Below are 9,124 nucleotides of genomic sequence, written 5' to 3' on the forward strand. Positions count from 1 at the left end.
TGTTTTAGGATAAACCGTTCTCAATTTAAAACAAGTATTTTTCATAAATCCATAGAAAGAATGGTGAATGCAAAACCGATTTATCAAAAAAACATAAAACAGATATTAAGTGTATAACTCAATAAATATTATTCAGAAAGAAATAACACTCAAATTACGATTCTATAATCGAATTTATTTGTTTAAATAATTGCCCATCACTCAAGAAAGCACCTTGCTGAATTAATGAAAAAACAGAAGCATTTCGCTCTTCGGCAAAAACTTTTTTACCTACTTTCATTTCGATGGTTTCAGTAAACATATTATCACTAAGCCATTGTAAACCTTCTTTTGTCAAAAAATCAACATCAGCTACTAATGATTTCAAAACGATAGATTGTACATAAGTATCAAAAGCCTGAAAAAGGAAAATATGATTTTTAGAAAAATGTTCTAGATATTCTGCTTTCGCCAAAACACCTTCCCATATCAAATCGGAAAAAACATCTAATTCCTGTTCTGCTACTTCTGGTTTTTCTTCTTTTATCTTATCCCATTCTGCCTTATCAATAGATTGAGTTGCTAAAAAGTTAGTGAATTCAGGATGTAATTCCTCAAATTGTTCTTTTGTAAGTCTTGTGTATTTCATATATGCTGAATTTATTTCAGCATCTTTATTTAAGATGCATAAACTGTTATAAAAAAAAGAATCTGAAATAAATTCAGATTAAAAAAAAAATCCCGATCTCGTTTTTTAGAACGAGACGGGATTTTAAATATAGAGTTTAGAAATTATGCTTTTTCAGCAACAATTTCGTAAGCTAAATCAACAATAACATCTCTGTGTAATCTTACAGTAGCTGAATATTTTCCAGTACGTTTAACAATTCCAGAAGTGATGAATTTTCTATCGATAGATTGTCCTGCTTTTTCTAAAGCTGCAACGATGTCTATATTTGTGATTGAACCAAATAATTTTTCACCACCTGCTTTAGCAGAAATTTTAACCTCAAGAGCTTTCAATGTTTCAGCCAATGCTTTTGCATCAGCAACAATTTTAGCTTCTTTGTGCGCTCTTTGCTTTAAGTTCTCAGCTAATACTTTCTTTGCAGAAGAAGTAGCTAATTGAGCAAATCCTTGTGGGATTAGAAAATTACGACCGTATCCGTTTTTCACATTTACTACATCGTCTTTAAAACCTAAGTTTTGAACGTCTTTTTTTAAAATAAGTTCCATGTTGTTGTCCTTTGTTATAGAAGTTAGGTTTCATGTTTCAGAAAACCAACAACTGTTAATTTTTAATTATTTTAATAAATCAGCCACATATGGCATTAAAGCTAAGTGACGCGCTCTTTTTACAGCTACAGACACTTTTCTTTGGTATTTCAATGAAGTACCTGTTAAACGACGAGGAAGAATTTTCCCTTGCTCATTAACAAATTTCAATAAGAAATCAGCATCTTTATAATCGATGTATTTGATTCCTGATTTTTTGAAACGACAATACTTTTTAGTTTTGTTAGTTTCTATATTTAAAGGAGTAAGATATCTGATATCTCCGTCTTTTTTTCCTGAAGCAGATTGTTGTAATGTTGCCATGATAATTAAGCTTTTTGAGATTTAAGTTTTGCTCTTCTTCTTTCAGCCCAAGAGATAGCATGTTTGTCAAGACTTACAGTTAAGAAACGCATAACTCTTTCGTCACGTCTAAATTCAGTTTCAAAAGCAATTAAAACTTCTCCTGGAACGTTGAATTCGAATAAATGGTAAAAACCAGATTTTTTGTTTTGAATTTCGTAAGCCATTTTTTTCAGACCCCAATCTTCTTTTGATACCATTGTAGCTCCACGACTAGTAAGAAAATCTTCAAATTTGCTTACTGTTTCCTTTACCTGAACGTCAGATAAAACGGGATTTAAAATGAAAACAGTTTCATAATGATTCATAAAAAATTTATTTATTTGTTAAATTGGCTGCGAAAGTAATCTTTTTATTTGAATAAAAAAACATAAATCAACTTTATTCGTTGTATTGCAAAAAAAGCCGATTAAAATTAGTTTTTAAAGAAAAAGTACAATACTTTTACTTAGCCAAATCTTAAAAAACAAAAATTATGAAACTTAATTGTGTCGTAGTAGATGATAGTTCGATACAAAGGATGATCATCGCAAAGTTAGTAAATAATCACCCAAACCTACATTTGATTGGTGATTTTTCCAATGCAATTGAAGCAAAAAGTTGCATGTCCGTTCATTCAGTGGACTTAATCTTCCTAGATATCGAAATGCCTGTAATTAGTGGTTTTGATTTTTTAGATGGATTAAAAACAAAACCTCAAATCATTTTTATTACTTCTAAGGCAGAATATGCTTTGAAAGCTTTTGATTATGATGCTACTGATTATCTACAAAAACCTATAGCTGTAGATCGTTTTAGTGCATCAGTAAAAAGAGCCATGGACTTGCATTTGCTTAAACAAGACATTAAAGAAGAAGAAGGAGAACATATTTTTATCAAAAGTAATTTGAAAAAATTAAAAATCTACACTTCAAGAATTAAATGGATTGAAGCTTTTGGAGATTATGTTAGAGTGGTTACTGAAGACGACAGCAATTTAGTTCTTTCAACGATGAAATCTTTTGAAAATGATTTATCTAAAAAGAAATTCGTTCGAGTTCACAAGTCATACATTATAAATATCGACAAAGTGGAGCGCTTCAATAGCAAATTTGCAGAAATCGGAACAACTAAGATTCCTTTGAGCAGAAACAAAAAAGAAGACCTTGTAAAAGCATTGTCTTTTGCATAAAACTACTTTTTAATAAAAATCTACATTTAGAGAGACTCTTATCGACCTATATTGTGGAACAGCATCAAAACTATTCAATATTTTTTGAATAGTTTTTTTTGTGCCTATAATTGATAAATCCTGAGGGATTTTTATCATAATAGTTCTAAGATATTCATTTCGAATCCTATTAATAGCCGGTTCTTCCGGTCCAAGAACAGGTATATTTAAATGCTGACTCAAAACTTGGTACAACCACATTGATCCTTCTTTTAATTTATCAAAATCCCTATGTTTTAACGTAATTCGTATAATTCTGAAATAAGGCGGGTATTTATAAATTTGCCTATCATACAATTGTTCCTTATACATTCCCAAATAATCATTATTAGTTACTTGCTGTATCGTATTATGATCAGGATTATAGGTTTGAATAATTACTTTTCCTTGTTTTTCTGAACGACCTGAACGTCCTGCCACCTGAGTCATGGTTTGATAACTTCTTTCAAAAGCTCTAAAATCAGAATGATACAACATATTATCGGCATTCATGATTCCAACTAAACTCACATTGTCAAAATCCAATCCTTTGGCAAGCATTTGCGTACCTACCATAATATCAATTTCACGATTTTTGAAACTATCAATGATTTTTTCGAAACCAAATTTACCACGCGTCGTGTCCTGATCCATTCTTCCAATTTTTCGTTCTGGAAAAAGCTGTGTTAATTCCTGTTGGATTTGCTCTGTTCCAAAACCTTTGGTCGTTAAATCAATACTCGAACAACTATGACAATTTGTAGGTTTAGCAATCGAATAACCACAATAATGACATCGCAACTGGTTTTTATGTTTGTGATAGGTCAAACTCACATCACATTGTTGGCATTGCGGGATATGACCACAAGTCATACATTCTAACAAAGGCGAATAACCTCTTCTATTTTGAAACAAAATCACCTGTTCTCCTAAATTCAAAGCAGTTATAATTCCTTCAATCAAAACATCACTAAAATGTCCGGTCATTCGTTTGCGAAAGTACTTGTCTTTTAAATCGACCAATTCGATTTCAGGCATCATCACATTTCCATAACGTGTCTTTATTTCGACCAAACCATATTTAGCAGTTGTTGCATTATAATAGGATTCCAAACTTGGCGTAGCCGAACCCAACAAAACTTTAGCCTTGAAAAAACTGGCCAAAACTATCGAAGCATCACGGGCATGATACCTCGGTGCCGGATCTACTTGTTTGAAAGTTTGTTCGTGTTCCTCGTCAACAATAATGAAACCCAAATTTGAAAATGGTAAAAACAAAGCCGACCTTGCTCCTATTACAATTTGTGCTTTCTCCGAATTTTGTATTACCTGATTCCAGACTTCAACTCGCTCGTTATTATTATATTTCGAATGAAAAACTGCCACTTTATTTCCAAAATGCGCTTGTAATCTCGTTACTAATTGAGTAGTCAAAGCAATTTCGGGCAACAAATACAAAATCTGTTTTCCGGTTGCCAGATAATCTTCAATCAATTTAATATAAATCTCGGTTTTTCCACTCGAAGTCACACCGTGCAAAAGACAGACTTCTTTTTCCAGAAAACTGCTTTTAATTTCGTCAAAAGCTTTTTGCTGTGCTTCGCTTAACTGCAATTGACTGTCGTTAGAGGCTCCTGTGAAATTCACCCGATCTTCCTGCAACAAATAATCTTCGAAAATTTCTTTATCAATTAATGCTTTTACCACCGCCGGAGTAGAATTAGAAGCTTCCACTAATTTCTTTACCGAAATAGGCTTTTTCTTCTCACTGGCACTAAGCTGAAAATAAGTCAGTACAATTTCTTTTTGCTTATTGGCATTTTTCAAAACCTCCAATAAATCATTCAAGCCTTCATTAGATTCGTATTTAGAATGCAGGCGAATGTATCGCACCAATTTAGGTTTGTAGTTTTCCTGCATTTCTTCCTGCAAAACCAATATGTTTTTATCAATCAATTTTTGAATGATAGGAAAAACATTTTTCTTATTCAAAATTCCAATAATGTCTTGCACTTTCAAAGAAGATTGCTGTTGCAAAGCCTGATAAATCAAAAATTCATCATCTGTAAGCTGACTTTCATCAACAAAAACAGCTTCTTTTTGCGTAATCAAGGTTTCATTTTCCAGCAACAAAGCACTTGGCAAAGCCCCGCGATACACATCACCAATAGCACACATATAATAAGTTGCAATCCATTGCCAATGCTTAATTTGGTTTTCGGTAACTATTGGTTTTTCATCTAATATTTGATGAATTTCTTTAGCTTCGTATAAAGTAGGCTTGTTTTGATGCAAATCTATCGCCAGAGCAGTATAAATTTTACTTTTACCAAAAGGAACTGCCAGTCGCATTCCCTTTTGAATATAATCATACTCAGCTTCAGAAACACTATAAGTAAAGGTTTTAGCAAGCGCCAACGGTAAAATTACTTCAACAAAATACATGATAAAAAGGCAATAGGATTAAGCGGCAAATATGAGGAAATTAAAAATCATTTTTTGACTCTTTGCCAATATTGTGTTCTCCCTAATAATGAAATCCCAATATAACCACGAACTTTTAATTTATCACTCCCCACGAGAGTGATAAAACACTGGTATAATTTTCCGTTTTTCGGATCCAATATCTTACCCGAATTGTATTCTTTACCATCTTGAGTCAAGCCTTTTATGACAATCATACCAAGAATAGGTTTATTAGCATCTTCACCGGAACATTCTTTACAAAAATCGTTTTTATGTACAGTATCCAGAATCTCTATTACTTTACCATAAATTTTTCCTGATTTTTCATAGATCTCTACTATGGATTTCGGTTTCCCTGTTTCATCATCGATTGTTTTCCATTTCCCTAAAACTCCTTTGTTTTGGGAATAGAAAACACAACTAACAAACAACACAACTATAGTTAGAATCTTTTTCATAATTTGTTTTTTTTAGCCCTAATAAAGCCTTCTACACAAAGATAACAACAGACCATTTTAAGATTGTTTTTTCTCTCTTTTCACCTTATTAATCACCTCGTTTAATTCAAAACCAAGTAATAAAACCATACAGTTAATCCAAATATAAAACATCACAATCAACAAAGTTCCTATGGAACCGTAAAGCTCGTTGTATTTTGAAAATTGGATAACCCAAACTCCAAAAAAATAGGAGCTAATAAGAGTTAGAATCGTTGTAAACACTGAACCTATTGAGATAAAAGACCTAGTGGCTTGATCATTTTTTGTTCCAAATTTAAACAGAATTGAAGTGGTCATTAGAATCATCAAAATCAAAAATACATAACGTCCCATAACTATAAACGGAATACTTTCATTCAAAAAAGAACTAGCATTTAATTTCTGAATAAAAACTTCGAAAACAACAATGATAGCCACCGTAATAATCAATAAAAAAGCTAAGAACAACGACATCCCCACTGCTACAAAATATTGATGAAAAAAACCTCTTTTAACCAAAACATGTTTAGAGTTTTCAAAACCACCCAAAATAGCATTCAATCCATTGGCCATCAAAAAAACAGACAATATAAATCCTGACGATAATAAGCCCGAATGACTATTATGAAGAATGTCATTAATTATATTTTTGATAGCATAAAAAGTATTGGGCGGAACGCCATCAGCTACAAAATCCAAGAAATCATCCTGAAAACCTTCAATTGGAATAAAAGGAATAAGGTTCAAAATAAACAATGCAAATGGAAACAAAGCCATAAAAAAGCTAAAAGCAATTGATCCTGCACGGTTTGACAGAGCACCTTCGGTAATTCCGATAATGTACAATTCTAACAAATCATACAAAGGCAACCCGCCAAGCCATTTGAGTTTAACCTCTTTTGCCCAACGCATAAAATTTCGCAACAAAGGGATTCTTTTAATCCTCTCTTCTATTTCTACTGACATTAATACTATTCTTTATGAAGCAGTTATTCAATAGCTTTTAAACTCAAATCCATATTATAAATAGAATGCGTCAAAGCACCCGAAGAAATATAATTTACCCCGCATTCAGCATAATGACGAATGGTGTCCTCATTGATATTTCCTGATGATTCGGTCAAACTGGCATCACCTATAAAAGCAACTGCTTCCTTAGTCATTTCGTAATCAAAATTGTCTAACAAAATTCTAAAAACTCCACCTGCAGCCACAATCTCTTTGACTTCATTCAAATCTCTGGCTTCTACAATAATCTTCAAATCGCGCTTCGTTTCTTTTAAATACGCTTTGGTTTTGGCTATAGCCAATGAAATTCCGCCAGCAAAATCAATATGATTGTCTTTCAACATCACCATATCATACAATGCAAAGCGATGATTTTCTCCTCCTCCTATTTTCACTGCCCATTTTTCGGCCACACGGAAACCTGGAGTCGTTTTACGGGTATCTAAAATTTTAGTATTTGTTCCTTCAAGCAGTTGCACATAACTATTGGTTTTTGTTGCAATGGCTGACATGCGTTGCATCGAATTCAAAACCATACGTTCTGCCTTTAAAATAGACTGAGAACTTCCTGACACATGAAAAACAACATCTCCAAATTTCACAGGAGTTCCATCTTCTATAAACGTTTCTATTTCTAAATAAGAATCCACATAATTGAAAATCATTTTCGCAAATTCAACCCCTGCAATTATTCCATTATCTTTCACTAAAAGTTTTGCTTTTCCCTGAGCAGTTGCAGGAATACAAGCCAGCGAACTGTGATCTCCATCTCCTACATCTTCCCTGATGGCATTTGCAATTAATAGTTGTAACTCGTTTTGAAATTGTGCTTCGCTAATCATTTTTACTAGAAATTTATATGTTGCTAAAGTAGGACATATTTTGTGGAATAGAAAATTTGTTTCCACATCGCTTAAAATTATTCTGAAGCTAATTCTGGCAAAGATTTATGTTTTACATTTGAAAAAAATAATCCAAATTTGTCAACAAATACAATTACAATGTCTGAAACAACATCTGAAAACGCCAAAATAATCAAATTGGTATCTCAATACATCGATCTTAGTGTAACGCCTTTCAATAAGCCGGAAAGAACCGTTGTAAAAGTCGATAAACGCGACCCCATGTACGGAGGAAACGGAATTGTTTATTTATTGCAAATGTTTGACGAAGGCGAATTAACTAACAACCGCATTGGAGCTTATATGGTTTTCTTCAACAAAGGTGACGAAGTGGGTTTTCATACTCATGGAACTCGAAATGAAGAGGAACTTTATATCGTGATGCACGGTGAAGGCGAATATTCTGAAATGACTAAAAAAGAAGGTGTAATCCGAAAGAAAAAACTCAAAAAAGGAAGTATTACCGCTATGAGTGGCGAAGGTTTTCATTCGCTAATCAACACCACTGATGAAGTTTTAATTGTTTTTGTAATTACTACAAACAACCCGAAATAATCGATTTTAATCAAAGTTTCACAGAGAAAGACTAAAATTTAGGAGAGTAAAAAAAATCTGTGCCAATTTCTAAAATCCGTGTCATCCGTATTCCTTTTTCCAAATTTTGAAGCTGCAATAAAAATGCAAAACTACTTTAATATCTTTACCTCTTCGAAAATCATCCTTTAAAATGAACATCAAACTCATCGCCATAGGCAAAACAGATAATAAAGCACTTCAAAACTTAATTGACGATTATACCAAACGCCTGTCTTTTTATATCAAATTTGATTTAGAAATCATTCCTGATATCAAGAATGTAAAAAACTTATCCGAAAGCCAACAAAAAGAAAAAGAAGGCGAATTGATTCTATCGAAAATCAGCTCGACTGATCAACTTATTCTATTGGATGAAAATGGAAAAAACTTTTCCAGCGTAGGATTTTCGGAAGAATTACAAAAGAAAATGAACTCGGGAATTAAAACTTTGGTATTCGTAATTGGTGGGCCTTATGGTTTTTCGGATACGGTTTACGCCAAAGCGCAAGGGAAAATCTCGCTTTCGCTAATGACTTTCTCTCACCAAATGGTTCGTTTGTTTTTCATCGAACAATTGTATAGAGGTTTTACCATTCTAAGGAATGAGCCTTATCATCATCAATAGTTTTTAGTTTTATTTCACTTAATTTAGTATAAATAATGAAACAAATTTTAAAAGTAATAACAGTTGTCTCCATTTTATCTGTACTTTCTTATGTTCTTTTATTAAGTGACCTAAACCCTATTTTTAAAAACAAAGAATTGAGTTATACACTTAATATCTGTTTTATGTTTTTTTGATAAATCGGTTTTGCATTCACCATTCTTTCTATGGATTTATGAAAAATACTTGTTTTAAATTGAGAACGGTTTATCCTAAAACAAAA

11 protein-coding genes and 2 pseudogenes are annotated in these 9,124 nt (G+C 32.5%); 4 read left to right on the forward strand and 9 right to left on the reverse strand.

Features of this window, described 5'->3' with window-relative positions:
- A pseudogene (locus GTZ96_RS17775) lies at nucleotides 1–117 on the forward strand (IS1595 family transposase); the annotation flags it as partial.
- A 37-nt stretch (nucleotides 118–154) separates the two neighbouring features.
- Here the strand turns inward: GTZ96_RS17775 and GTZ96_RS17780 are convergent.
- The 4 genes from GTZ96_RS17780 to rpsF form a co-directional block, all read right to left on the reverse strand.
- A complete protein-coding gene (locus tag GTZ96_RS17780; RefSeq protein ID WP_161645245.1) occupies nucleotides 155–628 on the reverse strand; it encodes a DUF6495 family protein in 474 nt (157 codons plus the stop codon).
- A gap of 143 nt (nucleotides 629–771) precedes the next feature.
- Nucleotides 772–1,215 (reverse strand): 50S ribosomal protein L9, encoded by a 444-nt coding sequence (rplI, locus tag GTZ96_RS17785; protein ID WP_161645246.1) that lies wholly within the window; start codon nucleotides 1,213–1,215, stop codon nucleotides 772–774.
- Nucleotides 1,216–1,281: 66 nt separating this feature from the next.
- Complete coding sequence (rpsR, locus tag GTZ96_RS17790) at nucleotides 1,282–1,578, reverse strand: 30S ribosomal protein S18 (RefSeq protein ID WP_007138295.1); 297 nt, start codon at nucleotides 1,576–1,578, stop codon at nucleotides 1,282–1,284.
- Nucleotides 1,579–1,583: 5 nt separating this feature from the next.
- A complete protein-coding gene (gene rpsF / locus GTZ96_RS17795; protein ID WP_161645247.1) occupies nucleotides 1,584–1,925 on the reverse strand; it encodes a 30S ribosomal protein S6 in 342 nt (113 codons plus the stop codon).
- Between the two features lie 167 nt (nucleotides 1,926–2,092).
- Between rpsF and GTZ96_RS17800 the strand changes: the two genes are divergently transcribed.
- Complete coding sequence (locus tag GTZ96_RS17800) at nucleotides 2,093–2,788, forward strand: LytR/AlgR family response regulator transcription factor (protein ID WP_161645248.1); 696 nt, start codon at nucleotides 2,093–2,095, stop codon at nucleotides 2,786–2,788.
- Between the two features lie 9 nt (nucleotides 2,789–2,797).
- Here the strand turns inward: GTZ96_RS17800 and priA are convergent, their stop codons facing one another.
- The 4 genes from priA to nadC are packed head-to-tail and all read right to left on the reverse strand — an operon-like array spanning nucleotide 2,798 to nucleotide 7,601.
- Nucleotides 2,798–5,251 (reverse strand): replication restart helicase PriA, encoded by a 2,454-nt coding sequence (priA, locus tag GTZ96_RS17805; RefSeq protein ID WP_161645249.1) that lies wholly within the window; start codon nucleotides 5,249–5,251, stop codon nucleotides 2,798–2,800.
- A gap of 47 nt (nucleotides 5,252–5,298) precedes the next feature.
- On the reverse strand, nucleotides 5,299–5,730 hold the full coding sequence (locus GTZ96_RS17810) for a DUF2147 domain-containing protein (protein ID WP_161645250.1): 432 nt from the start codon (nucleotides 5,728–5,730) through the stop codon (nucleotides 5,299–5,301).
- A gap of 57 nt (nucleotides 5,731–5,787) precedes the next feature.
- Nucleotides 5,788–6,717 (reverse strand): YihY/virulence factor BrkB family protein, encoded by a 930-nt coding sequence (locus GTZ96_RS17815; protein ID WP_161645251.1) that lies wholly within the window; start codon nucleotides 6,715–6,717, stop codon nucleotides 5,788–5,790.
- A 23-nt stretch (nucleotides 6,718–6,740) separates the two neighbouring features.
- Entirely contained in the window at nucleotides 6,741–7,601 is an 861-nt protein-coding gene (gene nadC, locus GTZ96_RS17820) for a carboxylating nicotinate-nucleotide diphosphorylase (RefSeq protein WP_161645252.1), read from the reverse strand.
- A gap of 159 nt (nucleotides 7,602–7,760) precedes the next feature.
- Here nadC and GTZ96_RS17825 point away from each other — a divergent pair, with 159 nt between their 5' ends.
- Together GTZ96_RS17825 and rlmH are read left to right on the forward strand one after the other, a co-directional pair.
- A complete protein-coding gene (locus GTZ96_RS17825; protein WP_161645253.1) occupies nucleotides 7,761–8,216 on the forward strand; it encodes a cupin domain-containing protein in 456 nt (151 codons plus the stop codon).
- Between the two features lie 172 nt (nucleotides 8,217–8,388).
- Entirely contained in the window at nucleotides 8,389–8,862 is a 474-nt protein-coding gene (gene rlmH, locus GTZ96_RS17830; protein WP_161645254.1) for a 23S rRNA (pseudouridine(1915)-N(3))-methyltransferase RlmH, read from the forward strand.
- Nucleotides 8,863–9,004: 142 nt separating this feature from the next.
- On the opposite strand, the pseudogene GTZ96_RS17835 reads toward rlmH, so the two are convergent.
- A pseudogene (locus GTZ96_RS17835) lies at nucleotides 9,005–9,124 on the reverse strand (IS1595 family transposase); the annotation flags it as partial.

The sequence above is a fragment of the Flavobacterium undicola genome (genome assembly GCF_009909155.2).
In the GTDB taxonomy this organism is placed as follows: domain Bacteria; phylum Bacteroidota; class Bacteroidia; order Flavobacteriales; family Flavobacteriaceae; genus Flavobacterium; species Flavobacterium undicola.